At 57.7% G+C, this 26,607-nt stretch carries 21 protein-coding genes; 16 read left to right on the top strand and 5 right to left on the bottom strand.

Going from position 1 to position 26,607, the window contains the following annotated elements; genetic code table 11:
- The first annotated feature begins 275 nt into the window (after nucleotides 1-275).
- Complete coding sequence (locus NBV64_RS06725) at nucleotides 276-1,976, top strand: SulP family inorganic anion transporter (protein ID WP_250756940.1); 1,701 nt, start codon at nucleotides 276-278, stop codon at nucleotides 1,974-1,976.
- 118 nt (nucleotides 1,977-2,094) lie between these two features.
- Here NBV64_RS06725 and NBV64_RS06730 read toward each other — a convergent pair whose 3' ends face one another.
- The 4 genes from NBV64_RS06730 to glpK form a co-directional block, all read right to left on the bottom strand.
- Nucleotides 2,095-3,204: a formylglycine-generating enzyme family protein gene (locus NBV64_RS06730; protein WP_250756941.1), complete on the bottom strand. Its 1,110-nt coding sequence runs from the start codon at nucleotides 3,202-3,204 to the stop codon at nucleotides 2,095-2,097.
- Nucleotides 3,191-4,912: an arylsulfatase gene (locus NBV64_RS06735; protein ID WP_250756942.1), complete on the bottom strand. Its 1,722-nt coding sequence runs from the start codon at nucleotides 4,910-4,912 to the stop codon at nucleotides 3,191-3,193. Before NBV64_RS06735 ends, NBV64_RS06730 begins: the two co-directional genes overlap by 14 nt.
- A gap of 393 nt (nucleotides 4,913-5,305) precedes the next feature.
- A complete protein-coding gene (locus tag NBV64_RS06740) occupies nucleotides 5,306-5,758 on the bottom strand; it encodes a TM2 domain-containing protein (RefSeq protein ID WP_021446836.1) in 453 nt (150 codons plus the stop codon).
- A 28-nt stretch (nucleotides 5,759-5,786) separates the two neighbouring features.
- Nucleotides 5,787-7,280: a glycerol kinase GlpK gene (gene glpK / locus NBV64_RS06745; protein ID WP_035269011.1), complete on the bottom strand. Its 1,494-nt coding sequence runs from the start codon at nucleotides 7,278-7,280 to the stop codon at nucleotides 5,787-5,789.
- Between the two features lie 200 nt (nucleotides 7,281-7,480).
- On the opposite strand from glpK, the gene NBV64_RS06750 reads away from it, so the two are divergent.
- A complete protein-coding gene (locus NBV64_RS06750; RefSeq protein ID WP_250756943.1) occupies nucleotides 7,481-9,079 on the top strand; it encodes a glycerol-3-phosphate dehydrogenase/oxidase in 1,599 nt (532 codons plus the stop codon).
- A gap of 124 nt (nucleotides 9,080-9,203) precedes the next feature.
- Here the strand turns inward: NBV64_RS06750 and NBV64_RS06755 are convergent, their stop codons facing one another.
- Nucleotides 9,204-9,701 carry a C40 family peptidase gene (locus NBV64_RS06755; RefSeq protein ID WP_250756944.1) on the bottom strand — a complete coding sequence of 166 codons (498 nt, stop codon included), beginning with the start codon at nucleotides 9,699-9,701 and terminating at the stop codon, nucleotides 9,204-9,206.
- A gap of 437 nt (nucleotides 9,702-10,138) precedes the next feature.
- Between NBV64_RS06755 and flhD the strand changes: the two genes are divergently transcribed.
- From flhD to flhF, 14 genes are all read left to right on the top strand, one after another.
- Nucleotides 10,139-10,465, top strand: coding sequence for a flagellar transcriptional regulator FlhD (gene flhD, locus NBV64_RS06760; protein WP_009455187.1), 327 nt, complete (start codon nucleotides 10,139-10,141; stop codon nucleotides 10,463-10,465).
- Between the two features lie 30 nt (nucleotides 10,466-10,495).
- Nucleotides 10,496-11,146, top strand: a complete 651-nt coding sequence (gene flhC, locus NBV64_RS06765; protein WP_035269018.1) for a flagellar transcriptional regulator FlhC — start codon at nucleotides 10,496-10,498, stop codon at nucleotides 11,144-11,146.
- 191 nt (nucleotides 11,147-11,337) lie between these two features.
- The gene (gene motA / locus NBV64_RS06770; protein ID WP_009455183.1) at nucleotides 11,338-12,213 is read left to right on the top strand and encodes a flagellar motor stator protein MotA; all 876 of its coding nucleotides are present in this window, start codon (nucleotides 11,338-11,340) and stop codon (nucleotides 12,211-12,213) included.
- A 12-nt stretch (nucleotides 12,214-12,225) separates the two neighbouring features.
- A complete protein-coding gene (motB, locus tag NBV64_RS06775) occupies nucleotides 12,226-13,164 on the top strand; it encodes a flagellar motor protein MotB (RefSeq protein ID WP_009455181.1) in 939 nt (312 codons plus the stop codon).
- An 86-nt stretch (nucleotides 13,165-13,250) separates the two neighbouring features.
- On the top strand, nucleotides 13,251-15,332 hold the full coding sequence (cheA, locus tag NBV64_RS06780) for a chemotaxis protein CheA (RefSeq protein ID WP_250756945.1): 2,082 nt from the start codon (nucleotides 13,251-13,253) through the stop codon (nucleotides 15,330-15,332).
- Nucleotides 15,333-15,348: 16 nt separating this feature from the next.
- Complete coding sequence (locus NBV64_RS06785) at nucleotides 15,349-15,849, top strand: chemotaxis protein CheW (protein WP_009455177.1); 501 nt, start codon at nucleotides 15,349-15,351, stop codon at nucleotides 15,847-15,849.
- A gap of 127 nt (nucleotides 15,850-15,976) precedes the next feature.
- The gene (locus NBV64_RS06790; RefSeq protein WP_021446832.1) at nucleotides 15,977-17,713 is read left to right on the top strand and encodes a methyl-accepting chemotaxis protein; all 1,737 of its coding nucleotides are present in this window, start codon (nucleotides 15,977-15,979) and stop codon (nucleotides 17,711-17,713) included.
- A gap of 4 nt (nucleotides 17,714-17,717) precedes the next feature.
- The gene (locus tag NBV64_RS06795; protein ID WP_026484567.1) at nucleotides 17,718-18,560 is read left to right on the top strand and encodes a CheR family methyltransferase; all 843 of its coding nucleotides are present in this window, start codon (nucleotides 17,718-17,720) and stop codon (nucleotides 18,558-18,560) included.
- 62 nt (nucleotides 18,561-18,622) lie between these two features.
- On the top strand, nucleotides 18,623-19,681 hold the full coding sequence (locus NBV64_RS06800) for a protein-glutamate methylesterase/protein-glutamine glutaminase (RefSeq protein WP_021446831.1): 1,059 nt from the start codon (nucleotides 18,623-18,625) through the stop codon (nucleotides 19,679-19,681).
- Between the two features lie 44 nt (nucleotides 19,682-19,725).
- Nucleotides 19,726-20,115: a chemotaxis response regulator CheY gene (gene cheY, locus NBV64_RS06805; protein ID WP_009458133.1), complete on the top strand. Its 390-nt coding sequence runs from the start codon at nucleotides 19,726-19,728 to the stop codon at nucleotides 20,113-20,115.
- Nucleotides 20,116-20,128: 13 nt separating this feature from the next.
- Nucleotides 20,129-20,770: a protein phosphatase CheZ gene (cheZ, locus tag NBV64_RS06810; RefSeq protein WP_021446830.1), complete on the top strand. Its 642-nt coding sequence runs from the start codon at nucleotides 20,129-20,131 to the stop codon at nucleotides 20,768-20,770.
- Between the two features lie 215 nt (nucleotides 20,771-20,985).
- On the top strand, nucleotides 20,986-22,137 hold the full coding sequence (gene flhB, locus NBV64_RS06815; protein WP_021446829.1) for a flagellar biosynthesis protein FlhB: 1,152 nt from the start codon (nucleotides 20,986-20,988) through the stop codon (nucleotides 22,135-22,137).
- Nucleotides 22,138-22,142: 5 nt separating this feature from the next.
- Nucleotides 22,143-24,254 (top strand): flagellar biosynthesis protein FlhA, encoded by a 2,112-nt coding sequence (gene flhA / locus NBV64_RS06820; protein ID WP_021446828.1) that lies wholly within the window; start codon nucleotides 22,143-22,145, stop codon nucleotides 24,252-24,254.
- Complete coding sequence (flhF, locus tag NBV64_RS06825) at nucleotides 24,251-26,599, top strand: flagellar biosynthesis GTPase FlhF (protein WP_009458128.1); 2,349 nt, start codon at nucleotides 24,251-24,253, stop codon at nucleotides 26,597-26,599. The genes flhA and flhF overlap by 4 nt, the downstream gene beginning before the upstream one ends.
- Nucleotides 26,600-26,607 lie beyond the last annotated feature (8 nt).

Here is a 26,607-nt window from a genome sequence, read left to right on the forward strand (position 1 = left end):
CCCGGTAAAAAGCGCCCCCTCGGGGATGAGCCTGGACACACAGTAGTCCATTGCGGCCTGCTGTGTGCCAGGCGAATCCGAGCGGCATGCAGGCCGCGAGGTGGAGCGCAAGCCGCAGGCGCAGCGTGGGGGCCTTTTTTATGCCGCATCAAATAAGCCCATCACTAACGTGAAGTTTTTTTGACACGCAGTAGTATCATTAAGGCTTCATTTGGGTTGAGGCCCTGCTTGTTTCTCATCTGTGTCGAGCAGGCTGGGCATGACAAGGACGCGCGATGATTGCACTGCTGGAAGCGGGTCGAGCCGGACTCCTGGGGCGAAAACACTGGCTAAATAACCTGTTGGCTGGTTTGGTGGTGGGGGTGGTGGCCTTGCCGTTGGCCATGGCCTTCGCCATTGCCTCCGGGGTCAAGCCCGAGCAGGGTTTGTATACCGCCATTATTGCTGGTTTGGCGGTGTCTTTATTTGGCGGCAGCCGGGTGCAGATTGCCGGGCCGACGGGGGCCTTCATTGTCATTCTGTCCGGGGTGGTGGCCCAACATGGGGTGGCGGGCCTGCAAATTGCCACGCTGATGGCCGGGGTGATCTTGCTGCTGCTGGGCCTGCTGCGCCTGGGAGCCGTGATCCGCTTTATTCCCGATCCGGTCATCGTGGGTTTTACCGCCGGTATCGGGGTGATCATCTGGGTGGGCCAATGGCGGGACTTTTTTGGCCTTCCCGTCGTCGAGGGCCAGCACTTTCACGAGAAACTCTGGTTCTTGCTGCAGAACCTGCCGTCCCTGGATTGGGCAACCACACTGCTGGGGCTTTTGTCTCTGGCGATTCTGATTGTCGTGCCCAAGATCCCAAGTCTGGCGCGTTTGCCCGGACCGCTGGTGGCCCTGGTGGTCATTACGCTTATCCAGGCGATTTTCCGTTTTGAGTCGGTGGCCACTATCGGCTCCAGCTTCGGTGCCTTGCCCAGTGGTTTGCCGTCGTTTCAATGGCCGGAAATTACGCTGACTCGCGTGGTGGAGCTGATCGGGCCTGCGTTTGCAATTGCCATGCTGGGTGCGATTGAGTCCTTGCTGTCCGCTGTCGTGGCCGACTCCATGACAGGGACCCGTCACGACTCCAATCAGGAATTGGTGGGCCAAGGGATTGCCAACGTGCTCTCGCCCTTGTTTGGCGGGATTGCGGCTACCGGGGCCATTGCCCGTACCGCTACCAATATCCGTAATGGCGGTGACAGCCCCATTGCCGGCGTGGTGCATGTCATTTTCCTGGTACTGGTTCTGCTGTTGCTGGCCCCGCTGGCGGCTTATATCCCGCTGACGGTGTTGGCGGCCATTCTGTTCATGGTGGCCTGGAATATGAGTCAGGCCAAGCTGGTTCTTCGCCTGCAGCGCCGTATGCCTACCGCTGACTTGTTCATTCTGTGGGTGACTTTCGCCCTGACGGTATTTGCGGATCTGGTGGTAGCCGTCAATATTGGGGTGATTCTGGCCATGCTGTATGTGCTCAAACGCACCTCGGATGGGGTGCAAGTGCGGGCCTTGGAAGGCCGCCGTTTACAGCGGGCACTGGATTTGTCCTTCAGCCAGGAATTGCGGCAGGATATTTCGGTGCTGACTCTGGAAGGACCGTACTTCTTTGCCAGTGTGGAAGCGGTGAATCGTTCCTTGCTGACGGTGCCGGAGCAGGTTCGGGCCGTGGTCTTGCGCCTGAATTACGTGCCTTTTGTGGATGCGACGGCCATGCAGGCTTTGGAGACTGCCTTGGCGGAGCTGGAACAGCGCAATGTCATGGTGGCGCTGTGCGAGGCGAACGAGAAAGTGGGTCGCAAGCTGATTCGCATGGGTCTGTTCAAGCAGATTCACGCGCATCGCGTTTTTGATAGCTTGCAGAATGCGTGGGAAAGCGTCAGCGAGACCCTGGACCATCAGGCCGTCAAGCAAAAAGAAACGGCCACGCCTGAAACGGGAATGGCAACGTAAGCCTTGATGCCTTGCTTGTCTGCCCTGAAAGAACTTGATAGTGAACAATCCCCTCGTGAAAAGCGGGGGGATTGTTGTTTGGTGCCGGGCTTGGCAAGGGTGAGCCCGGCTTTTGAGCTTAGTTTTTTATTTCATTAAGCACCGTACGAAAGCCCACATGCTGGGTAGACATGGTGGTTTCCTGGGGTTGCCGTGAAGCTGGGCGATAGCGTACGCAGAAGTTCGCCGCACACAGAAACGAGCCGCCCTTGATGACGCCTGTTGCCGGATTTCCGTTGGCATCCGTTGCTGCCACGAGAAGGGGTTTGGGCGCTAGGGGGCGATGCTGGGGCTGCCATGCACTGCGTGTCCATTCCCAGACATTGCCGACCGAATCCCACAGGCCATAGTTATTGGCCGGGAAGCAGCCTACGGGGGCGGTGCCTTCGTAGCCATCGCGCAGCAGGTTCTGGGCGGGGAAACTACCTTGCCAGGTGTTGGCCATCAAGCGGCCGCGCACTTCAGGCGTATTGCCCCAAGGGTAGGTAGCGCCTTCCAGTCCGCCGCGCGCTGCAAACTCCCATTGCTCTTCGGTGGGCAGATCGCGTCCCAACCAGCGGGCGTAGGCCAGCGCATCCTCGTAGGCGATATGGACGACGGGATGATTGTCACGGCCGTTCATATTGGTATCGGGGCCACCGGGATGCCGCCAGTTGGCACCTGGCACCCATACCCACCAGTTGTAATTGCTGGGAGGGGCATGTTGATCGTGCCCGTCGTGGTGATCGTGATCATGCGTTGCTGCCGGTGGCGTGAAGACGGCGGATCCGGGCTGACGATACTGCTCGGGAACCTGAACATTCGGCGGAAATTCCGGCACCCGTTCCGCCTGGGTGACATAGCCTGTGGCTGCCACAAATTGTGCGAATTGGGCATTGGTGACTTCGTGCTGGTCTATCTGAAAAGCCTGGACCTCCACGGGATGTACCGGCTTTTCTTCCGGATAGCTTTCGTCGGACCCCATCAGAAAGCGCCCCCCGGGAATGGTGACCAAACCAGCCTGATTGGCGGCTCCTTGCCTGGCCGGGCCGAAGCCTGTTGGTATGCCGCTATAGGCTTGGCAATCGTGGGCCGGAACCGGAGGAGGGAGGGTATCGGAGCCGTCTGCCGCTGCAGGCAGCGGGGCTGCTGTCAGCAGCCCGCATACCGTCAGCAGTGCCTTGGCTCGGGAGAGCTTAAAGGACTTCATCCAGATCCTTGTAGTAGTTCAGGCTGTTGCTGTAGCCAGGGCGCGAAGCCAGACCTTCAAAATCCTCCACCCCGTTGCGCTTGGCATATTGCTCGTACTCGGCAATCAGCTCTTTCAGCTTTTCAGGATGTTTTTCGGACAGGTCATTCAGCTCGGAGCGATCTTCGACCACATTGAACAGTTCCCAGCGGTCTTTGCCCCACGGTGCATTGGCGTACACGATTTTCCAGTCACCCACGCGCATGGCGCGGCGGCCATTCAGCTCCCAGCCTTGGCGGAAGGTTTCATGGACCTGATCGCTGTGACCGGTCAGCACATCCACCATGGAGTTGCCTTGCATGGGGATGACCTGGCGGCCACGGTATTCGCCCTTGGGCTGTTCGATCTGGGCCAAGGCCAGAATGGTGGGGGCGATGTCGGTTACATGGGCCGGAGCGCGCACAAATTCGCCCTGACGCTTGCCACCGGGTACGCGCATGATGCTGGGCACCGAGATACCGCCTTCATACATGAAGGCTTTGTACAGATTGAAGGGCGTGGAGCCAACTTGCGCCCAGCCTGGGCCGTATTCCACAAAGGAGCCGGGACGGCCCGTGTTTTCATAGCTGTTATCGCGATGCTTGTGAGCCCAGGCGCGGGTTTCACCTTCATCCAGCACGGTATTGCCGTCGGCACCGTTATCGGACATGAAGATCACAACGGTGTTGTCGTACTGGCCGGTTTGTTTCAGGTGCTCGATGACACGGCCAATCTGTGCATCCATGGCTTCCACCATCGCGGCGTAGACCGCCATACGTTTGCTTTCAACACGTTGCTGTTCAGGACTCAGCTCTTTCCAGCGTGGCCAGGCCGGATTGCCCACATAGCCTTGCATATCCTGGGGCACCAGACCCAGCTTTTTCATGCGTTCCAGACGTTCCTCACGCAGCACGTCATAGCCTGCGTCATAGCGGCCTTCATATTTGCGTATGTATTCCTCGGGTGCGTGCAAGGGCCAATGGGGAGCCGTAAAGGCCAGGTAGGCGAAGAAAGGCTGGTCCTTGCGCTTGTCCGCATCGATATAAGACATCAGGCGCGAGGCAAAAAACTCGCTGGAGTAGAAGTCTTTGGGCAGTTGCACTTCCTTGCCGTTCTCGCGGTACAGGGCAACCGGTGCTTTATTGGCATCAAAGGTGATGATGCCGCTTTGGTCAAAGTGGCTGGCGCCGCCGTGCATCAAGGCGTAGGACTGGTCAAAGCCGCGATTGGGTGGGGCGACTTCCTCTTTCACGCCCAGATGCCACTTGCCCGCCATATAGGTGCGGTAGCCATTGTCTTGCAGGACCAGGGGGAAGGGCAGGGCCTGGTCGCTTAGAAAGCCTTCGTAGCCGGGCAGGGCGCGCTGCTGGGGCGTCATCAGTTCGGCCATGCCACCAAAGCCAACCTGGTGGTTGTCCGCGCCGGACATCAGCATGGCGCGGGTGGGGGAACAGAAGGGGGACGCGTAAAAGTCGGTCAGTGCTACGCCGTCTTTGACCAGGGCATCCAGGTTAGGGGTGGAAATTTCCCCGCCAAACGCGCCAATGTCTGAATATCCCAGATCATCGGCCACGATCAGCAAAATATTGGGGCGTTGTGTCTCTGTGGCTGCGTGACTGCTTAGCGTGCAGGCGGCCAAAGCCAGGCCCAGCAAGTTGCGCAGTAAATAGCTGGTTTTAGTGCGTCGCATTTTCGTGTGTCTCAATCTAGTTATGTTTATAGGTAGAACGGATGTGTAGACAGAGCCAGCAACAAAGGCCTCACACTTTTGATCTGAGCCGCCGCTGCCAGTCTTTTAGAGGCTGGCGTGTCTCCCCCAATTCGATTGGACACGAAGCGGCGTGGGGATTTCCAAGACTAAAAAGGTTTGCTTGTATACCTGGAAGGTATGGTGGCTAATATAAGTATTGGAAATCAAGGAACTAGGTTTGTACGTGGCATGGGCTGTGGTTTTCCCTGATGGGACCACAAAATGTCCTGAATTGGGTCTGTTTGATTGCCGTCGTCGGGCTTCGGGAACGCGTCCGGCGCTCAGCCATGAAAAAAGCCCCAGCAAGTGGGGCTTTGGTGAACAATCTGGAAATTAACGGGCCAGCTTGAACTCGTCGTCGCCCATGAAGGCGTAACGCAAGGCGTCGATCAAGGCCAGGAAATAGGCCAGCGGCGACCAGATGGCAAACAGCACCAGGAATAACAAGCCCATGCCGATCTGGCCCAGGTAAAAGCGGTGCACGCCCAGCCAGCCCAGGAATATCGCCAGCACAATCGCGATCTTGCGGTGGCTGTTGGGCTTGGACATTTCGTCTTTCTTGTTCTTGGAAATCCAGATCACCAGCGGGACGGTAATGATCAAGGCGATCAGTGCCTTGCCCCAATGCACGGTCAGGTAGCGCTGAACTTGCTGCATCAATTCGATGAAGTCATGGAACAGGAATCCCAGGTACGAGGAAATGTAGTGGAAAATGGCCTCGCCAAAGGTCAGGCCCAACATCACGATCAGGAAGATGGCAATGCCCAGAATGATTTTTTGCAGCATGGTGTTTCCGTCAAAAAAAACAGCAAGTTCAATAAGTGCGTGCCTGACGCACGGCTTGTTCCCAACTGAGCATCAGGTTTTGGGCTTCATCGCGCGACATGATGGGCTCGAAAACCCGGTCGCATTGCCATAGCGCCGCAATCTCAGGCAGACCTGAATACAGACCGCTGCCCAAGCCCGCCAGATAGGCGGCGCCCAGCGCGGTCGTCTCAATAGTAACGGGACGCACGACAGGCAGGCCCAACAAGTCTGCTTGAAATTGCATCAGAAGATTATTGGCACAGGCCCCACCGTCCACACGCAGCTCGTGCAAGGCCGGGCCGCCGTTGGCCTGTACATCCCGATTCATGGCTTGCAGCACGGCGGCGCTTTGGTAGGCAATGCTGTCCAGAGCAGCGCGGGCGATGTGGGCCATGGTGGAGGCGCGTGTCAGGCCGGTAATGGTGCCGCGGGCTTGGGCATCCCAATAGGGGGCGCCCAGGCCGGTGAAGGCAGGGACCAGTCGTACGCCTTGTGCATCCGGCACGCTGCGAGCCAGCTCTTCGACTTGCGCGCTATGCTCCAGTGCGCCCAGACCATCGCGCAGCCATTGGACCACCGCCCCCCCAATAAATACGCTGCCTTCCAGCGCATAGGCGGGAGCATCGCCGTGATGGGCGGCGCTGGTTGCGATCAGGCCGTTATGGGATTGGGGGACTTGAGAGCCACAGTGCATCAACAGGAAGCAGCCTGTGCCATAGGTATTCTTGGCCATGCCGGGTGTTGTGCAAGCCTGGCCGAACAGGGCGCTTTGTTGGTCGCCCGCCACACCACAAATGGGAATGGGGCTACCCAGAATTTCGGGGCTGCAATGGCCAAACTCGGAGGCGGAGCTCTGTACCTGGGGCAAGACGCTGGCCGGGATGTTGAACAGGGCCAGCAATTCATCGTCCCATTGCTGGCTATGAATGTTGTAGAGCAGAGTGCGTGAGGCATTGCTGACATCGGTGGCATGGACTTTGCCGCCGCTTAAATGCCAGATCAGCCAGCTGTCAATGGTGCCGAAAGCCAGTTCACCACGCGCTGCACGTTCACGGGCGCCGGGTACGGAGTCCAGCAGCCAACGCAGCTTGGAGGCCGAAAAATAGGCATCAATAGGCAGGCCGGTCTTGCCGGTAATGGTGGCTTCGTGCCCTTGTTCGCGCAACTGGGCGCAGAAGTCCTCGGCGCGTCTGTCTTGCCAGACGATAGCCTTGTGCAGGGCCTGCCCGGTTTGCCGATCCCATAGCACTGTGGTTTCACGCTGATTGGTAATGCCAATGGCGTGTATGTCCTGAGGGCGCAGCCCTGCCTGCTCAATCGCTTGCCGGGCGGTTCGGAACTGGGTGTCCAGGATTTCCTGGGGATCATGCTCCACCCAGTCTGTACGCGGGTAGTATTGCTGAGTTTCCTGCTGCGCCTTGGCCAGAATGCGGCCGTCTGCCGCTACCACAAGGCTGCGCGAGCTGGAGGTTCCCTGATCAAGAGCAAGTATGAATGTCATGCGAATGAGGCAGTAAAAGCGGAGCAGACCACAGTGTACTGGCTCTGTGTGATCTGTGTCCGGTCGCAGAAGGGGACTTGATACGCGAGCAAACAAGTTTCACTGGACGGTAAAAGTTCAGGGGCTAAAATCAGGGTAAATCCCGAGCCAGTCAGTGTTTTTTTCGGGTGTCTGCTAATTTCAGGTCCAAAGCTCATCTTATGACTACATTAAGTTCCCCCTTATTGACCGACAGAGCCCAGATGCTGGGCGCCTTGGCGCGCACCACGCAGGTTGATATGGTCGTGGTGGGTGGTGGCGCTACCGGCTTGGGCGTGGCTCTGGACGCGGCCTTGCGGGGCTTGAGTGTGGTTGTGCTGGAAGCCTGGGACTTTGCCAAAGGCACGTCCTCGCGGGCGACCAAGCTGGTACACGGCGGGGTGCGATACCTGGCCCAGGGCAATGTCAGTCTGGTGCGTGAAGCCTTGCGCGAGCGTATGCATTTGCTCAGCAATGCGCCCCATCTGGCGCAGCGCCTGCCTTTTGTCATGCCCAGCTACAAGTGCTGGGAGACTCCGTTTTACGGGGTGGGCCTGATGGCCTATGACGGTTTGGCGGGGCGCGAGGGGTTGGGTCATACCCAATTTTTGAGTGCTTCCAAAATCCGGCAGCTTCTGCCCGGTGCGCGGCAAAGTGGCCTGAAAGGTGGCGTGAAATATTGGGACGGCCAGTTTGATGATGCCCGTCTGGCCTTGGCCCTGGCCCGTACGGCGGCACTGAATGGGGCCTTGCTCATCAATTACTGTCCGGTTGTGGATGTGATGCACAGCGAGGGCAAGGTCTGCGGGGTGCGCTGCCAGGACAAGGAAAGCGGTCAGACCTATGAGATCCAGAGCAAATGCGTGGTCAATGCCACGGGCGTGTGGGTGGATCAGGTGCGACAACTGGATGCGCAGGAAGCCGGGCGTGAACTGCGCCCTATGGTTTCGCCCAGCCAGGGTGTGCACTTGGTGGTTGATCAGGAATTCTTGCCCGGTGAACACGCCTTGCTTGTGCCACGGACCAAGGATGGCCGGGTCTTGTTTGCCGTGCCTTGGTTGGGCAAGCTGATTTTGGGCACGACGGATACTCCCCGAGACGATATTCCGCTGGAGCCGCGCCCCTTGGCCCAGGAAGTGGATTTCATTCTGAAAGAGTCCGCGAATTATCTGCAAAAAGCGCCCACGGTGCGGGATGTGCGCAGTATCTGGGTGGGGCTGCGACCGTTGGTGCGCCCTGCAGCCGAGTCGGCCGCGGGGCAGACGCAATCCATCAGCCGGGAACATAGCATTACGGTTAGTGCGAATGGTTTGCTGACAGTCACTGGCGGCAAATGGACGACGTATCGTGCCATGGCCGAAGATGTGCTGGAACGCTGCCAGCAGTCCGGCTTGCTGAGGCCTTTGCCAGCCTGTCGGACTCAGGAGCAACGTTTGGTCGGTGCTTCTTATGTAGGTGACCGGCGTTCTCTGGGGCGTACAGCCGGTCTGGATGCGTATGGCAGCGAGGCCGACTGGGTGCAGACCTTGCCGGGAGCGGATCAGGAATTGGCGCCGGGCTTGAGTGTGGCCATGGTGCGCTTTGCTTGCCGCTTTGAATATGCCCGTACCGTTGAAGACATGCTGGCCCGTCGTTCGCGCCTTTTGTTCCTTGATGCGCGTCTGGCGCAGTCACTTGCCCCAGCGGTGGCGGCAATTATGGAAGAAGAGACCGGGCGCTCGCCCGAGCTGGAGGCCTTTCTGGAACTGGCCGAGCAATACGCCACCGTGCCTACGCGTTAAACGTATGGCAATAAGAAAGGGCCCGTTCATTACGGGCCCTTTTGCTTTCTGCGCTCAATGAAATTGGGTTTGGTGAAAGATCAGGCCCGCTTCCATTCAATACCTGCGCTGGCTTGCTGATGAGTCAATCAAAGAAAGTGCGAGCTGTTTCAAAGCGCTTGGCGAAATAGGGATTGTCCAGTGAATCAATCCGCACGCGTCCACCACTGGAGGGAGCGTTGATGAATTGTTGCTTGCCTATATAGATGCCTACATGCGAGTTCGGGGTACCCAGTGTATTGAAAAACACCAGGTCACCCGGGCGCAGCTGTGAACGGCTGACACGCCGGGCCGCGCTGGCCTGGTCGCCGGTGCGGCGTGGAATGGGGGAGCTGGACTCCTGGCTGAATACATAGTGCACCAGGCCGCTGCAATCAAAGCCGGTAGACGGCTCGCGTCCGCCGTAGCGGTAAGGCGTATCCAGCAATGTCAGGGCAGACAGGACGACGGCTGAGCGGCGCTGTTCATCCACACCAATGGGTTTGCCGGGGGGGAGGCGGGACGAGGGCGTGTGCGCACAAGCTGCCAGGATCAGTGTCAGGCACAAGGCGAACAGACGTTGCGTAAAAGCAGCAGGAACCATGGGCTGTTACAAAACGGATGTGGTGGCGGCGGGGAAAGCTGTCCCCAGAAGATTATCCGATATTTCAACGCTTTTTAGGCTGCACGCGAGATGGATCGTCGAAATATGCATTAATTAATGGCTAATGTATGCAACAAAACATAAATTTGATACAGGCGCTTTGATCTTTGTCATGTTACATCTCGTTTATAACTACAACATTAAGTGAGCATCTGATAATATTCTGCTGTGTCTTGATACGTTTATTGCATATATTTATTGTTTTCCATGTTTTTAGGGCATTAAAAGAGAGTGTGTGTCGGAAACATCGAGAATGTAAAATTTATATTCACGCAATAGATTGCAAGGCATGATACATATTTATGTAACTTTATATGTTTTAAATGTGTTTTGTTACAAGAAACTGGCTGATTAACAGATTTACAAGGATGGCTGACATGCCCGTATCGGAAAATTCGCTGCTGAATGATATTCAGGAAGTCAATTTGTCGTACTTGTTACTCGCGCAGCGCCTGCTGCGGGAGAATTTTTCGGCAGGTATGTTCCGTTTGGGCTTCGATACTGATGTGGCAGAGACCTTGTTGCGTCTGTCGCCGGCCCAATTGGTCAAGCTGGCCAGCTCCAGCTCGTTGATTTGCGGCTTTCGCTTCAATGATTACGACCTGCTCACCACCTTGACGCAGGATGTGCTGGGAGGGGTATTGCAGCAGGCTCACTCCACTATTCTTCTGTCACAGCGCGCGACGGCAGAACAAGCCGGTTAAACCGGCTGCGAACTTATTACATCAAGAACTATGGCTATAAAAAGCGTCGCCAAAGAAGCCCAGGAAATTGGGCTTGCTTCCGACATGATTGAGCTGGGGGCGCGTTTGCAGGTCCTGCAAGCAGAAACATCATTAAGCTACGACCGGCTGGCCCGTTTGTACCGTGAAGTCAAGGGCTGCTCGCCACCCAAAGGGATGCTGCCTTTTTCTGTCGACTGGTTCATGACCTGGCTGCCCAATATTCATTCCAGCCTGTTCTATAGCATTTACCAGTTCATGGCCGTACATACGCCGTGCGACAAAAGTCGTGCACTGGTCGAGGCCTATCGCCTTTACCTGGAGCAATCGTCGGCCGGGCGTCTGGACGTGGGGCCGGACGAAGAGCCCGTGCTGAGTTTTACCCGTGCCTGGATGCTGCTGCGCTTTTTTGATAGCGGTTTGTTGCAGCTGTCCCAGTGCGAGCGCTGCAAGGGGGGCTTCGTGGCCCATGCGCACGATCCTGAATCAGGCTTTATTTGTGCCATTTGCCGTCCGCCACCACGGGCCGGCAAGACCCGTGCCAGCAAGGCGCGCAGTACACCTAAATCTCCGGGCGGCAAAAGTCGAAAATCAGAGCCGGTCAAGGAGCCGCAAGCCAGGGTCACGGGGCACGTCAACGCACAGGTAGACGTGCCCATCTAACAATAGCTTTTGTCGTCAGTGTGCAGCAAAGCCGGATAGATGCTGGTTTTTGATGTGGATCTGATAAGAATCTGAATGTGTCAAGGCAACTGGAAGCGTTGATCTAGGCTGGAAAAAGGCCATTAACGCGTCGTTTTAGCCCGGTTGCTTGCCGCCATCATTAGCAGCGTGTATTTGAAGAAGGCGTATCCGTGCTTATTATCCTTGGATATATCATTGTTTTCGTCTCCGTTTTCGGGAGCTTTGTGGGGCTGGGCGGGCACTTGGGTGCGCTATACCAGCCTTTTGAATTACTGCTGATTGGTGGCGCGGCCCTGGGAGCCTATTTTGCGTCCAACAGCGGCAAGTCCATCAAGCTGCTGGCCAAAGCGTTGCCGATTGCATTTCGCAGCAGCCCCTACAACAAGCAGTTGTACATGCAGTTGATGGGCATGTTGTCTGTGCTGCTGAACAAGGCTCGACGCGATGGCATGATGTCCATCGAAGCGGATATCGAAAACCCCGAACAAAGCCCCATCTTTGCTGATTACCCCAATGTGGTGAAAGATCCGGCTTTGATGAACTTTGTGTCCGACTACCTGCGTTTGATGATCAGCGGCAATATGAGCTCGTTTGAAATCGAAACGCTGATGGACCAGGACATTGAAACCCACCAGCACGAACGTAACGTGCCTGCACGTGCCTTGCGTGAAGTGTCTGACGCCTTGCCCGCTTTCGGGATTGTGGCGGCCGTGCTGGGTGTGGTGAAAGCGCTGGCCTCTGTAGACCAGCCGCCTGCCGTGCTGGCAGACCTGATTTCCAAGGCCATGGTTGGTACCTTCCTGGGTATCTTGCTGGCCTACGGCTTTGTCGCTCCCTTGGCTGCTACCATCGAACGCCGTACCTCTGATTCGGTCAAGGTGCTGGAGTGCATCAAGGTCACTTTGCTGGCCAATCTGAACGGTTACCCGCCCCAGCTTGCCGTGGAATTTGGCCGTAAAGTGCTGTTTTCCTCCGATCGCCCTTCGTTCCAGGAGCTGGAAGAGCATGTGCGTCAGGCCCGCTCGGGTGCTGGTCGCAAAGCCTAAGCGGATGCGTTCATGAGCAATCATAAAGATCGCGTGGTCATCCGTCGCAAGAAGACGGCCCATGCCGAGCATCATGGTGGTAGCTGGAAAATTGCCTACGCCGACTTCATGACGGCGATGATGGCTTTTTTCCTGGTGATGTGGATTCTTTCCCTGGTTCCCAAGCAGGACTTGAAGGAAATTGCCGATTACTTCCGCATGCCCTTGATGGACGCCGTTTCGGGCGGCTATCAGGCCGACTATTCGCGCAGCGTCATTCCTGGTGGCCAGCCCAGCCTGGTGCCCAATCCCCATCCCGGCACGAACAGCAGTCAGGCAGCCGATGATCGCCAGGATGTGGAGCGTCTGGAAGATTTGAAATCGGCTCTGGAAGAACTGATCCGCATCGACCCCGTGCTGAAAGAGTTCCGTCCGCAACTACTGCTGGACATGACTCAGGACGGTTTGCGCATCCAGATTATCGACCGTCAAAGCCGCCCCATGTTCTCCACGGGCAGCGCACAGGTGCAGATTTATATGCGGGCTATTTTGCGCTCGCTAAGCGCTCCCTTGAATGAGATGCCTAACCGTATTCTGATTTCCGGTCATACCGACTCGCTGCAGTACGCCAGTGGCGAGCGTTTGTACAGTAACTGGGAGCTGTCGGCCGATCGTGCCAATGCGGCTCGACAGGAGCTGGTGGCTGGTGGTCTGGCCGAGGCCAAGGTCAAGCAGGTCGTGGGTTTGGCCGATAGTGTCAGCCTGGTTAAAGATAACCCCGCCGCAGCCGTAAATCGACGTATCAGCCTGCTCGTGCTCAATAGCCGGGCCGAACGACGCATGGACGAGCAAGCCGCAAGCGGTTCGGAAGAGTTTGATTTGCGCGAAGCCATGCAGGAGACCGAGGGGCCAATCAGTATTCATATTCCCGGTCTGCCTGAAATGCCTTCTGCCTTGCCAGTGGTGCCCTAGGGCTTGTTAACAGGCCCGACGGCCCAGGTGTTTGGGCTGTGCTTTTTGTTTTGTTGTTCTAAGCCATAACCAGGAAGGAAGTGTTCATGAGCTCCGGCGTAGATCTGAGTCAGTTTTACGAAACCTTTTTCGATGAAGCCGATGAGTTGCTGGCGGACATGGAGCGCTTGCTGCTGGAGCTGGATCTGGACGAGCCTGATCGCGATCAGCTCAATGCCATCTTCCGGGCCGCGCACTCAATCAAGGGCGGTGCAGGCACGTTTGGTTGCTTCGGTCAGCTGGCTGAAACTACCCACTTACTCGAAAATCTGCTCGATCTGGTCCGTAATGGCGAGATGCAATTGCGCAAGGACATGATTGACCTCTTTCTGGAAACCAAGGACGTGCTAACCGGACAAGTCAATGCCTACCGCGAGGAACAGGAGCCTGACGAGGAAGCCTATACCCGTATCTGCGCGCAATTGAGGCAACTGGCCCTGGAGCAAAAGGGCATTCTGGCAACGGACGCGAAAGGAACCGAAGCGATTCTGCAAGCCGAAGCGGAACCCGACCCGGAACCGGCCGCCAATACGGATGGCTTGCCACTGTGGGTGTCCATGGGACCGGTATCGGATAAAGATGCGGAGGCGCTGCAACAAGAAATGGAGTTGATGGGCACCATCGTCCATCAAACCCGTGAAGGCGATCGTCTGGATATCTGGGTGGAAACCACAGGTTCAGCTGACGACATACTGGCCGTTTGCTGCTTTATTCTGAATGCCGATCAGGTGTCGGTAAAACCGGCTGCTGCTCCTGGGCAAGCGGCGGCTCCAGCATCCGCGGCTGCTTCTGCTCCTGCCGCCGCCGTGGTTGTCGAACCCGCCGCTGTCGCTCCGGCCGCTCCAGCACCAGCCCCTGTTGCGGCTGAACCTGAAAAAACCGAAACGCCTGCTCCTGCTGTTGCCCCTAAAGCTGCCGACAAACCCGCCAAGGCCGCGGCTCCCAAAGAGTCCGGCACGATCCGCGTGGGCGTGGAAAAAGTTGACCAGATCATCAACCTGGTGGGCGAGCTGGTCATTACACAAGCCATGCTGGTGCAAACTGCCTCGACGCTGGACCCGGTCGTGCATGATCGTCTTTTGAATGGCATCGAACAGTTGGAGCGCAATGCGCGCGATCTGCAAGAGTCCGTGATGTCCATTCGCATGATGCCGATGGATTACGTGTTCAGCCGCTTTCCGCGTGTGGTGCGTGAAAGCGCGGCCCGCATGAACAAGAAGATTCGTCTGGTCACCAAAGGGCAGGCCACCGAGCTGGACAAGAGCCTGATCGAACGCATTATTGATCCGCTCACGCACCTGGTGCGCAACAGTATCGACCACGGCATTGAAATGCCCGAGGATCGTCTGGCAGCGGGCAAGGAAGAAGAGGGCGTGCTGACCTTGTCGGCCCAGCACCAGGGCGGTCATATCATCATTGAAGTGGTGGACGATGGCGCTGGTCTGAACCGCGAACGTATTCTGAAGAAAGCCATGTCTTCGGGCCTGCCTGTCACCGAGACCATGCCGGACGACGAAGTGTGGCAACTGATTTTTGCCCCCGGCTTTTCCACCGCCGACAAAGTCACGGAGATTTCCGGACGCGGCGTGGGCATGGACGTGGTGCGACGCAATATCCAAAGCATGGGCGGCCATGTGCAGCTGTACTCGCGCGCAGGCAAGGGAACGACCACCCGTATTGTCTTGCCGCTGACGCTGGCGATTCTGGATGGCATGTCGGTCCAGGTGGGCAATGAGGTGTTCATCCTGCCGCTGGCTCACGTAACCGAATCCATGCAGCCCACAGAAGAGCAGTTGCGCAGCGTCACCGATACCGATCACGTCATGTTTGTGCGTGGCGAGTATCTGCCCCTGATTTCCCTGCGTGACATCTTCTCGGTTGAAGGGGCCGAGACTGATGTGACTCGTGCGATTGCCGTTATCTTGCAGGCCGAAGACATGCGCTTTGCCTTGCTGGTCGATCACCTGATTGGTCAGCATCAAGTCGTGGTCAAGAACCTGGAAGCCAATTATCGAAAAATTCCGGGTATTTCCGCTGCCACCATTTTGGGCGATGGCAGCGTAGCCCTGATTGTTGATGTTTTTGCCTTGCAACGTCTGGCGCGTGACCCCGCCTCGACGTGGGCCTGATTATTCGGAGATCTTTATGTCCAACGACTTTACTTCCCACTCCGAAGCTGCCGAGGCTGGCGGCAAGGAGTATCTGGTATTTACTCTGGGCGACCAGGAATACGGCATCGATATTCTGAAAGTTCAGGAGATCCGGGGCTACGACTCCCAGACCGTCACTCGTATCGCCAACGTGCCCAATTTCATCAAGGGTGTTACCAATCTGCGTGGCGTAATTGTTCCTATCGCAGACTTGCGGGTGCGTTTCAATATGGAACGGGTGGAGTACGACCACCAGACTGTAGTGGTGATTCTGAACTTGCACGACCGAGTAGTGGGTGTGGTGGTGGATGGTGTCTCGGATGTACTGGTGCTGCAATCGTCCCAGATCAGCGCTGCCCCCAGCTTCGGCACCGCCTTCTCGACCGAGTACCTGACCGGTATCGGTACGCTGGGCGAACGTATGCTGATTTTGGTGGATATTGAAAAACTGATGACCAGTGAAGAGATGGCTCTGGTTGACAGCGCAGTGGCCTGATCGCCCGAGTCTGTAAAGACTTGCCAGGCGGGGACTTGTTTAACGGGTCCTTCAAGGAATGTTCGGGCCGGGGGAGGCGTCACAAGCGCCTCTGATGTTCGGATCTACTCTAGACAAGGTGCTTGCAATGCTGGATGGATTACGTTTAGCCAATCTGAAGGTGCGGACCAGTCTGATTCTGGTACTGGTGTTTTTTTTAGCAATGCTGGTGGCAGGCGCCGCTCTGGGGATTTTGTCCTTGCGCGCCAATAACGGTGCGCTGCAAAGCATCGTGGTCAATCAGCGTGTAGGCTCGGCCATGTATCAGGCCATCGAGCGCTACAAAGAGACTCAAACCCTGATTGGACGAGCGGCCATCAGCTATGTGGTCAGCAATGATCTGCAAAACCAGGACTTGATGGCCGAGTGGAGCGATGTGGCTCCCAAAACCTCGGCGATCAGCTCGGCAACCCGTGATGCCCTGGACGCCACGCGCAAGCAGTTTGAGCTGGCCCAGGAATCCTTCTTTGAATACCAGGGTGTCGCTACCCAGCTGGAAGGCACCAATGATTACTACCAGCGTGTCGACGCGGCGTTCATGTCCCTGATGCAAGGTGGCGTGCTGCCCTTGATCGCCTACCTGGAGCAAGGTGATATTGCGGGTTTCCGCAGCTATGTGGCGACTACCACCAAGTTCCTGGAAGAGGATCTGTACAGCGCCTTGAACACCTTGCAGGAAGCTCAGCAGCGTTCTATCGACTCGCAATACCAGAAAGAAAACGACCAGTACAACATGGTGATCCGTCTGGTGGGTCTGGCCATGGTGCTTTGTCTGTTTATCTCCTTGGCCGTGTATGTGTTCTTGAATCGCATGGTGTTGCGCCCCTTGCGTCAGGCTGGTGCGCACTTTGATCGCATTGCCAGCGGGGATCTGACCCAGCGCGTGGAAGTGAAGTCCACCAATGAAATTGGTGTGCTGTATGACGCCGTGCGTCGCATGCAGGGCAGCTTGCAGTCCATGGTGCAAACCGTGCGTCAGGGCGTGGAAGAGATCACCTTTGGTTCGCGCGAAATTTATGTGGGCAATACGGACTTGAGCAGTCGCACGGAAGAGCAGGCCGCCTCCTTGCAGCAGACTGCGGCTAGCATGGAGCAGTTGGCCAGCACGGTTCGCCAGAACTCGGACAATGCCCAGCAAGCGGACCAGGTTGCCAAGAATGCTTCCGAAGTGGCTCTGCGCGGTGGCCAGGCGGTCTCTACCGTGGTGCAAACCATGGAAGACTTGTCGGCCAGTTCGGGACAGATTGCCCAGATCGTGAACGTGATCGACGGCATTGCCTTCCAGACCAATATTCTGGCCTTGAACGCCGCGGTGGAAGCCGCCCGTGCGGGCGAGCAGGGCAAGGGTTTTGCGGTGGTAGCCGGTGAAGTACGCAGTCTGGCTCAGCGCAGTGCGCAAGCGGCGCGCGAGATCAAGGGCTTGATCGAGCAGTCGCTGGCCAAAGTGAAAGAAGGGACTCGACAGGTGGATGAGGCGGGCAAGGTGGTCATGGAAGTGGTCAGCTCGGTACAGAGCGTAACGACCATCATGGCGGAAATCTCCTCGGCTTCAAACGAGCAGTCCGAAGGAATTGAGCAGGTGAACCGGGCGGTTGCGCAAATGGATGTGGTTGTGCAGCAGAACGCGGCCCTGGTCGAGCAGGCTACCGCTGCGGCGGGCTCCTTGCAGGATCAGGCAACCCGTTTGTCCGATGCGGTGTCGGCGTTCAAAGTCAGTGCGCAAGACATTATTGATGATCCGTTTGAAGCGCCCGAGCCGGAACGATTACGTTCTACCGAGCGTCTGTCGGCGGGGCCTTTTAGCGGGACCTTGGCCAGCCTGTAGTTATATGAGCACATCTGTGGAACCTTTTGTTTATACATTGCCCTCGATCCCGCAAGCCTCGAGGGCCGACTGTGAGCGAGCCGCGCGCTTGCTCAAGTCGTATGCGGGCATCATCTTAGGTACCCACAAAGAAGATATGGTTGCCCGCACGCTGGGTATGCGCAGTCAGAACGCGGGCATGCGCGAGGTACGCCAGTACCTGGATATTCTGGAACAGGACACCCATAGCCAGGAGTGGCAGGACTTCGTCAACGCCTTCACCATCAATCACACCGCGTTTTTTCGGGAACAGCATCACTTCGATATTCTGGGCAAGTTTGTCAGTACACGCGGCAAACCCCTGGATATCTGGTGCAGCGCCGCCTCTACGGGCGAGGAAGCGTATTCCATTGCCATGACGGTGCGCGAACACTGCCCTTCACCGGATGTGAATGTGTCCATTCTGGCTAGCGATATTGACTCGGCTGCCTTGGACAAGGCCCGTCAGGGCGTGTATACCCTGGAGCGCATTCAGCCCGTGCCCGATTTGTGGCTGCCGCGTTACTTTCAGCGTGGCGTGGGCGCTCGCAAGGGGCTGGCACGCGTCAAGCCCGTGTTGCGCAATATGGTGGAGTTCGAGGAGTTCAATCTGGTGGGGCCCGCCTGGCCGTCTTCCAGCCGTTTTGATGTGATCTTCTGTAGAAACACCATGATTTATTTTGATCGTGATGATCAGACACGCATTCTGGAGCGCTTTGCCGCCGTCACCAAGCCTGGCGGACTGCTGTTTGTGGGGCATTCCGAGAACTTCTCCTACCTGACCAAGGCCTTTCGACTGCTGGGTCAGACGGTGTATGTACGGAACTAGGGCCCATTAGTTTCACCCCGCCCCAAGCTCTGTTGGCGTTTGAAATCGGGATTATGAGTAGCATGAAGAAAATTCGAGTTTTGTGTGTAGACGATTCCGCCCTGGTGCGCAGCCTGATGGTGGAAATTATCAACAGTCATGCGGATATGGAAGTGGTGGCCGTGGCCCCCGATCCGCTGGTGGCGCGCGAGCTGATCAAAGAACACAATCCGGATGTGCTGACGCTGGACGTCGAGATGCCGCGTATGGACGGGCTGGACTTTCTGGAGCGCCTGATGCGCTTGCGTCCCATGCCCGTGGTGATGGTGTCCTCGCTGACCGAGCGCAATTCGGACGTGACCTTGCGTGCCCTGGAGCTGGGCGCGGTGGACTTTGTGACCAAGCCCAAGCTGGGCCTGCGGGACGGCTTGCTGGATTACTCGGACCTGATTGCCGACAAGATCCGCGCCGCCTCCATTGCCCGTCCACGTCGTGCGACCCCGGCCCCGGCAGGGTCCGCCCCGGCTCGTCGCCTGACGCACAACTTTTCGACCACTGAAAAACTGATCATGATCGGTGCATCCACAGGCGGCACCGAGGCCATTCGCCAGGTGCTGGAGCCTTTGCCGGCCAATTGTCCGGCCATCATGATTACCCAACATATGCCAGCCGGTTTCACGCGCTCGTTTGTGAACCGTCTGGATGGACTGTGTTCCATGCAGGTGCACGAGGCCGAAGATGGTCAGCGCGTGTTGCCCGGCCATGTGTATCTGGCTCCCGGTGGCGTGGCGCACATGAAGCTGGCCCGCTCGGGTGCCAACTATGTGGTCAAGCTGGTGGACAGTGAACCTGTCAACCGCCACCGGCCCTCGGTTGATGTGCTGTTTCACTCTGCCGCCGAGCTGGCCGGACGCAATGCCGTGGGTGTCATTCTGACCGGCATGGGCAAGGACGGCGCGCAAGGTTTGCTGGCCATGAAACAGGCCGGTGCCATGACTTTTGCCCAGGACGAAGCCACCAGCGTGGTCTTTGGCATGCCGCGTGAAGCCCTGCAAATTGGCGCGGCGGACATCGCCTTGCCCTTGGGGCAGATCAGCGAACGAATTCTAGCCAGTGTGGGGGCCTTTGGGCACCGTGTATAAACGGTCCTGAACGCACTGGCATGCTACTCATTTGGAGAATGTAAATGGTACAAAAAAATATAAAAATTCTCGTCGTCGATGACTTTCCCACCATGCGCCGGATCATCAAGAACCTGCTCAAGGATCTGGGATACGAGAATGTAGACGAAGCAGAAGATGGTCAGATGGGCCTGGAAAAACTGCGCAACGGCAATTTCGAGTTTGTGGTCTCTGACTGGAATATGCCGAATCTGGATGGGCTGGAAATGCTCAAGCAGATTCGTGCCGATGCCAACCTGTCCTCTTTGCCTGTGCTGATGGTGACCGCCGAAGCCAAGAAAGAGAACATTATTGCCGCCGCCCAGGCGGGCGCCAATGGCTACGTCGTCAAACCCTTTACCGCCGCAACTCTGGAAGAGAAGCTGAACAAGATCTTCGAGAAAATGGCCGGTTAATACGGAGTACGTCATGGATCCACAGCAAACACCGAATCATCCCGACCCCCAAAGCGTACCGGTTGATCTGGTCTACCGCATCGCCAATCTGACCCGCCTGCTGCGGGAAAGCATGCGCGAACTGGGTCTGGATCAGGCCATTAAAGATGCCGCGCACGCGATTCCGGATGCCCGTGATCGTCTGCACTATGTGGCTCGCATGACTGAGCAGGCCGCCAACCGGGTACTGAACGCGGCCGAGCAGGTGCGTCCTTTGCAGGAGTCCTTGCAAGAGGATGCCCAGGCCCTGGATGCCGAATGGGAACAGTGGTTTGAACAGCCTCTGGACCAGGACCAGGCCCGCGAACTGGTCAAGCGTACTCGAGGCTTCTTGCGCGATGTGCCCGTCAAGGCCCAGCAGACGCAGGACAATCTGCTGGAAATCATCATGGCCCAGGACTTTCAGGATCTGACCGGGCAGGTGATCACGCGCATGCTGGGTGTGGTTGGCACTATCGAGACCGAACTGGTCCAGGTGCTGGTCGATAATGTCCCCACAGAAAAACGCGAAGAAACTCAAAGTCTTATCAACGGCCCGGTGGTCTCGCCGGTAGCCTCGGAAGTGGTCACCAGCCAGGACCAGGTGGACGACTTGCTGGCGAATCTGGGCTTTTAATCCTCGCCCAAATTCGATCATCGCGTTCGCTTCAGAAAGGCGCTGCACCTTGCAGCGCCTTTTTGCTTGTGGGGAACAGCCTGCTTTTATCGGGCTTTCTCCGCGCTATCAGAGCCGCGGTGCTCTTTTAGAATGACCCCGCGGCCTGCAGTGCGAACGCGACATTCGTGCTGGGCGCGTGATTCATTCTTTCAATTCCTGCGTCTTGGCAGTCCATGGCAGAAGACAGCGATCTCGAAAAAACAGAACCGGCCTCACCCCGGCGCCTGGAGAAGGCGCGGGAAGAGGGGCAGGTGGCGCGTTCCAGAGAGCTGACGACATTCCTGATGCTGCTGGCCGGGATTGGCGGAATCTGGGCCGGAGCCAGCTATTTGTACGAGACTTTTGGCGGCATTGTGCGTCGCAGCGTCTGGTTTGATCCGCGCGTAGCGCACGATCCCAGCGCTATGGTGGTACAGGCGGCCGGTCTGGCAGGCGAAGCGTTAAAAGGTCTGGCACCGCTGTTCCTGCTGCTGGTTGTGGTCGCGATCTTTGCCTCGATCGCCCTGGGCGGCATGAGCTTTAGCGGCAAGGCCTTGCAGCCCAAGTTCGAGCGCATGAATCCGGCCAAGGGCATCAAGCGCATGTTTTCCATGCAGACCGTGATCGAGCTGATCAAGACCCTGGCCAAAGCCGGCCTGGTAGGTTCGGTGGCGGTGTATGTGATCTGGACCGAGCGCGAGCAGATGACGGCTCTGATGTATGTGCATCCCACTGCGGCCATAGCCACGGGGATGACGCTGATCATCAAGTGCTGTGCCCTGATCGCCGCCAGCTTGCTGGTGATTGTCTTGATTGATGCGCCCTGGCAGTTGTGGAGCTTTTACAAAAAGCTGCGCATGTCGCGCCAGGATGTGAAAGAAGAACATAAGGAAAGCGAGGGTGATCCGCATGTGAAAGGGCGCATCCGGCAGCAGCAACGGTCCATGGCCCGTTCGCGCATGATGTCTCAGGTGCCGGGGGCCGATGTGGTGGTTACCAACCCTACGCATTATGCGGTGGCCTTGAAGTATCAGGACGGCAAGGGCGGTGCCCCCCGTGTGGTTGCCAAAGGCACGGGGCTGATTGCTGCCAAGATTCGCGGGCTGGCCGCCGAGCACAAGGTGGCCATGCTGGAGGCGCCTGCGCTGGCACGGGCCTTGTACTTCAACGTGGAGCTGGAGCGCGAGATTCCTGTGGATTTGTACTCGGCCGTGGCCGAAGTGCTGGCCTGGGTTTATCAGCTTCGTAACTGGAACAAGGGGCAGGGCGAGCGCCCGATCATGCCCACCCGATTGAAAGTGCCAACTGGCATGGATGAAGGGCCACTGCGTTCGCGCAAACACTAAAAGCAATGAACAATTTTTTTGCCTTACTGAAACAAAACGGTGGTCAACACGCCCGGCTTTTAGCCGGTCCGGTGCTGATCCTCATGGTCATGGCCATGATGATTCTGCCCTTGCCACCGTTTCTGCTGGACCTGCTGTTTACCTTTAACATCGCCCTGGCCGTCATGATCCTGCTGGTGGCCATGTTCACCAAAAAGCCGCTGGATTTTGCCGCTTTCCCGGCAGTGCTGTTGTTTGCCACCCTATTGCGCCTTTCTCTGAACGTGGCCTCGACGCGAGTGGTACTGATGAACGGCCACAAAGGTCCGGATGCTGCCGGTCAGGTGATTGAAGCTTTTGGCCACTTTCTGGTGGGCGGTAACTTTGCCGTTGGTCTGATCGTGTTCGTGATTCTGGTCATCATCAACTTTGTGGTGATTACCAAGGGTGCTGGCCGTATTGCGGAAGTGGGGGCACGCTTTACCCTGGACGCCTTGCCGGGCAAGCAGATGGCCATTGATGCCGACTTGAACGCTGGCCTGATTGGCGAAGACGATGCCCGTCGTCGCCGTACCGAGGTTTCGCAGGAAGCCGAGTTTTACGGCTCCATGGACGGTGCCAGCAAGTTCGTGCGCGGGGACGCGGTGGCGGGCTTGCTGATCATGGTCATCAACGTGATTGGCGGTCTGATTATTGGTGTCCTGCAGCATGACTTGTCTTTTTCGGAAGCCGGTCGCGTTTACACCTTGCTGACCATTGGTGACGGCCTGGTCGCCCAGATTCCAGCCCTGATCATTTCTACTGCCGCCGGTGTGGTGGTGTCGCGTGTGGCGACGGATGAAGACGTGGGCCAGCAAATGGTCAGCCAGCTTTTCCGCAATCCCATGGTGCTGTACATCACCGCCGGTATTCTGGGTTTGATGGGTTTGATTCCCGGCATGCCCAATCTGGTGTTCCTGCTGCTGGCCGCGATATTGGGTGCTGGAGCCTGGATGATGCAAAAGCATCAGCTCGAACAGCAGCAGCAAGCCAGCGAACCCAATGATGAAGTCCTGGCCGCAGCCGATTCTGCCGCCAGTGAAGCCAGCTGGAATGATGTGTCCATGGTGGACCCGCTGGGTCTGGAAGTGGGTTATCGCCTGATCTCTTTGGTGGACCATGCGCAAAACGGCGAGCTGCTGCATCGTATCCGCAGCTTGCGTAAAAAGTTCGCACAGGAAGTGGGCTTTTTGCCGCCTGTGGTTCATATTCGGGACAATCTGGAGCTCAAGCCCAACGACTATCGCATCCTGTTGGCCGGGGTGGAAATTGGCCGGGGTACCGCCACGCCAGGGCAGTGGCTGGCCATTGATCCCGGGGGCGTCACCATGAAGCTGCCCGGCACACCTACCACGGACCCGGCCTTTGGCCTGCCCGCCGTGTGGGTGGATGTCAGCATGCGCGAGCAGGCCCAGATCGCGGGCTACACCGTGGTGGATGCCAGCACGGTGATTGCCACGCATATCAATCACTTGCTGCATCGCCACGGGGCCGATTTGCTGGGCCGTCAGGAAGTGCAGCAATTGCTGGATCACGTGGGCCGCGAAGCGCCCAAGCTGGTCGAAGATTTTGTACCGCAAACCTTGTCCCTCAGCCTCTTGCTCAAGGTCTTGCGTGGTCTGTTGGCTGAAGATGTGCCGATTCGCGATATGCGTAGCATTGTGGAAACGCTGGCTGAACACGCACCGCGCATTCTGGCTCCCGGCGCGGTTCAGCCCGGCCAGGAGGCTGGCGAATTGCTTGCGGTTCTGCGCGTGGCCTTGGGACGCGCTATTGTGCAGCAGTGGTTCCCTGGCGAGGGCGAATTGCGTGTGATTGGTCTGGATGCCCGTCTGGAGCGGGTCATGACGCAGGCGCTGACCAGCAGTGGTGCGCTGGAACCAGGTCTGGCCGAGTCGGTACTGACCGATGCCATGCGTGCGGCCCAGTTCCAGGAGGAACATGGGGATCCGCCCGTGCTGGTTGTGCCGCCTGTTTTGCGGGCCACCTTGTCGCGTTTCTTGCGTCACCACATCCCACAACTGGGTGTCTTGTCCAACGCTGAAATCCCTGAAGAACGCATCCTTCGGGTCACCACCATTATTGGTCAGTCTGAATGAATATAAGTCGCTTTTTTGGTAGTACCAGCCGGGAAGCCATGCGTCAGGTGCGCATCGCTTTGGGCCCCGATGCCTTGATTGTGTCCAACCGTCGCGTGAATGGCGGGGTGGAGATTCTCGCTACCGATTCCAGCTCCGTTCCCGGTGGTGCCACCGAACGTGCGCCCATGCCCAGCAGTGCGCCGCATCAAGCCGCGGGGATACGTCAGCAGGAAATGGCCCCGCCGCCCGCTGCCGACAATGTGATGGGTGCGATTGGGGCATTGCGTGGTGCCCTGGAAGGCCGCATGGATGATCTGGTCTGGAGTCACCAGATGCGGCGCTCGCCTGTAGCGGTGAATCTATTTCAGAGTCTTTTATCGCAAGGCTTCAGTACCGCCTTGTTGCGTGCCATGCTCAAGCGCCTGCCCGAAGAACTGGGCGCGCGTGCAGCCTTGCAATGGGTGCGGACCGAGCTGGAAACCCATTTGCCGGTGCTGCGTTCCGAGGACTCCTTGTGGCAGCCCGGCTTGGCCTTGGCTCTAGTGGGCCCCACGGGTGTGGGCAAGACCACCACGCTGGCCAAACTGGCTGCGCGTGCCGTGCGTCGTTTTGGTCCCGATAAGGTCGTTCTGCTGACGACTGACACCTATCGGATCGGTGCGCACGAGCAACTGAAAATTTATGGCGACCTGATGCGGGTAGCCGTGCATATCGTTCAGGACGTGGCGCAACTGCGTAGCGTGATGCTGGGTGTGCGGCCCGATCAGGTGATCCTGATCGACAATATGGGCATCAGCCAGCGCGACCGTTATGTGCGAGAACAAGCTGCATTGCTGGCCAGTGCCGGACGCCGGGTGCAACGCTTGCTGGTCCTGAACGCCGCCAGCCAGGGCGATACCTTGGATGAGGTCGCCCGCAGCTACACGCAAGATGGTGGCACACCGCTAAGCGGTTGCATCATCTCCAAAGTGGACGAGGCGATCAAGCTGGGTGGCCCGCTGGATACGGCCATTCGCTTCAAGCTGCCTATTCATTACGTGTCCAACGGCCAGAAAGTGCCCGAGGATTTGCGTTTCATGAGTGCCGCCGAACTGGTCGATTCTGCCTTGCAGGTGCGCGGGAACCAGCGTCCCTTGTACGCGCCCAGTTCCGGTGATCTGGCGGCCTTGCTGGAAAGCGGTGGCCAGTCCGCCCAGGAGCAACAGGCTGAAGAAGAACGCCGTGCGCGTGTCTTGCCGCGTCTGTTGTCGGCTGCCTCTGCGGGTGGCCCTATCGCCCTGGAGCAGGCCCGTCGTGCAGCCGCCGACCTGGACGAGCGTCTGGCCTGCGCGGAAGCCTACGATTTCTGGCGCGATCTGCATGCGCAAAATGCCCCTGTTCAGGACGGGGCGGCGGCACAGCGTGCCGAAGGCCTGATGCGTGCCGCGTGTCAGGAAGTCAGTGAGGGCAATGTGTCCCGCTTGCTGGTGATCCATGCCGATCATCAGCTTGCCGGTAGCCAGGAGCAATGCTCGTTCAGTTTCCTGTTCAGTCCTAAGGGCCAGGCCTTGAGCGTGCCGTATTATCAACGCCAAACGCCCTCCCAATGGTCGGATGTACGAGGCGTGCGCAGCATGGAACGGCCGGGCCCGACACAGGCACTGAACCAGGCCATGCAGGTCTTGAATGCCCAGGCCCAACCGGTAAACTTGCTGCATATTTTTGAAGGTGGTTCGCCCACCATGTGGCGTCAATGGGCTGATATGGAAGCCGACTGGCTGGCCCTGATTCCGGGTGCGACTTCCTTGTGGCACAAGGACGGCAAGACCACGCCTAATGCCCTTGGCAAACAGTTGGCCTTTCACGCGATTCCTGATCTGGCAGCACGATTGCATCTGGAAACGTTGGGCCGCGCCAAGCAGGGTGAAATCGCCCTGTGGTACGCCGTCGAGCCGGTGCAGTTGCGACAACGCAATGCCGAGCCTGTGCATCTGGACCTGATCATCCTGCGCACCGTGCGTCGTCACGACGGCAAAGTGTTGAAAACCCGTTTTGCCTTGGTGCACCAACGCGCAGGCTCCGAGGCTATCGCCCCGGCCAGTCTGGCCTGCTACATGATGCTGCGTAGCGAAGTGCAGGAAATGGCGCGCTTGCTAAGCACTGTGCGTGGCATTTTGCCTACCAGCAATTCCGAGTTTGAAGAAGAACTCAACTTGCTGGCCGCCGCCCAATTGACGCTGGCCGCCTGGGATTTGCTGCAGGCACCGGACAATCTGGGTGTGCGACAACTTAGCGCACGCTTGCTGGGCAAACCGGGGCTGAAGTCCAGCCACGCGGTTGATGCGCTGGTAAAGATGCTGGTGTTGAAGGAAGCGATGAGCTAAATTCAGCA

Origin of the sequence: Alcaligenes sp. DN25 (assembly GCF_023674485.1) — a bacterium.
In the GTDB taxonomy this organism is placed as follows: domain Bacteria; phylum Pseudomonadota; class Gammaproteobacteria; order Burkholderiales; family Burkholderiaceae_B; genus Alcaligenes; species Alcaligenes phenolicus.

Bases quoted from the DNA above. Each gene is read 5' to 3' on its own strand.
- cheZ (WP_021446830.1), top strand. From the start codon at position 20,129: ATGGATCCACAGCAAACACCGAATCATCCCGACCCCCAAAGCGTACCG.
- NBV64_RS06800 (WP_021446831.1), top strand. From the start codon at position 18,623: ATGAAGAAAATTCGAGTTTTGTGTGTAGACGATTCCGCCCTGGTGCGC.
- NBV64_RS06740 (WP_021446836.1), bottom strand. From the start codon at position 5,758: ATGCTGCAAAAAATCATTCTGGGCATTGCCATCTTCCTGATCGTGATG.
- flhB (WP_021446829.1), top strand. From the start codon at position 20,986: ATGGCAGAAGACAGCGATCTCGAAAAAACAGAACCGGCCTCACCCCGG.
- glpK (WP_035269011.1), bottom strand. From the start codon at position 7,280: ATGACATTCATACTTGCTCTTGATCAGGGAACCTCCAGCTCGCGCAGC.
- NBV64_RS06735 (WP_250756942.1), bottom strand. From the start codon at position 4,912: ATGCGACGCACTAAAACCAGCTATTTACTGCGCAACTTGCTGGGCCTG.
- NBV64_RS06725 (WP_250756940.1), top strand. From the start codon at position 276: ATGATTGCACTGCTGGAAGCGGGTCGAGCCGGACTCCTGGGGCGAAAA.
- NBV64_RS06795 (WP_026484567.1), top strand. From the start codon at position 17,718: ATGAGCACATCTGTGGAACCTTTTGTTTATACATTGCCCTCGATCCCG.
- NBV64_RS06790 (WP_021446832.1), top strand. From the start codon at position 15,977: ATGCTGGATGGATTACGTTTAGCCAATCTGAAGGTGCGGACCAGTCTG.
- NBV64_RS06755 (WP_250756944.1), bottom strand. From the start codon at position 9,701: ATGGTTCCTGCTGCTTTTACGCAACGTCTGTTCGCCTTGTGCCTGACA.
- cheA (WP_250756945.1), top strand. From the start codon at position 13,251: ATGAGCTCCGGCGTAGATCTGAGTCAGTTTTACGAAACCTTTTTCGAT.
- flhC (WP_035269018.1), top strand. From the start codon at position 10,496: ATGGCTATAAAAAGCGTCGCCAAAGAAGCCCAGGAAATTGGGCTTGCT.
- cheY (WP_009458133.1), top strand. From the start codon at position 19,726: ATGGTACAAAAAAATATAAAAATTCTCGTCGTCGATGACTTTCCCACC.
- flhD (WP_009455187.1), top strand. From the start codon at position 10,139: ATGCCCGTATCGGAAAATTCGCTGCTGAATGATATTCAGGAAGTCAAT.
- NBV64_RS06750 (WP_250756943.1), top strand. From the start codon at position 7,481: ATGACTACATTAAGTTCCCCCTTATTGACCGACAGAGCCCAGATGCTG.
- NBV64_RS06785 (WP_009455177.1), top strand. From the start codon at position 15,349: ATGTCCAACGACTTTACTTCCCACTCCGAAGCTGCCGAGGCTGGCGGC.
- flhF (WP_009458128.1), top strand. From the start codon at position 24,251: ATGAATATAAGTCGCTTTTTTGGTAGTACCAGCCGGGAAGCCATGCGT.
- motB (WP_009455181.1), top strand. From the start codon at position 12,226: ATGAGCAATCATAAAGATCGCGTGGTCATCCGTCGCAAGAAGACGGCC.
- flhA (WP_021446828.1), top strand. From the start codon at position 22,143: ATGAACAATTTTTTTGCCTTACTGAAACAAAACGGTGGTCAACACGCC.
- NBV64_RS06730 (WP_250756941.1), bottom strand. From the start codon at position 3,204: ATGAAGTCCTTTAAGCTCTCCCGAGCCAAGGCACTGCTGACGGTATGC.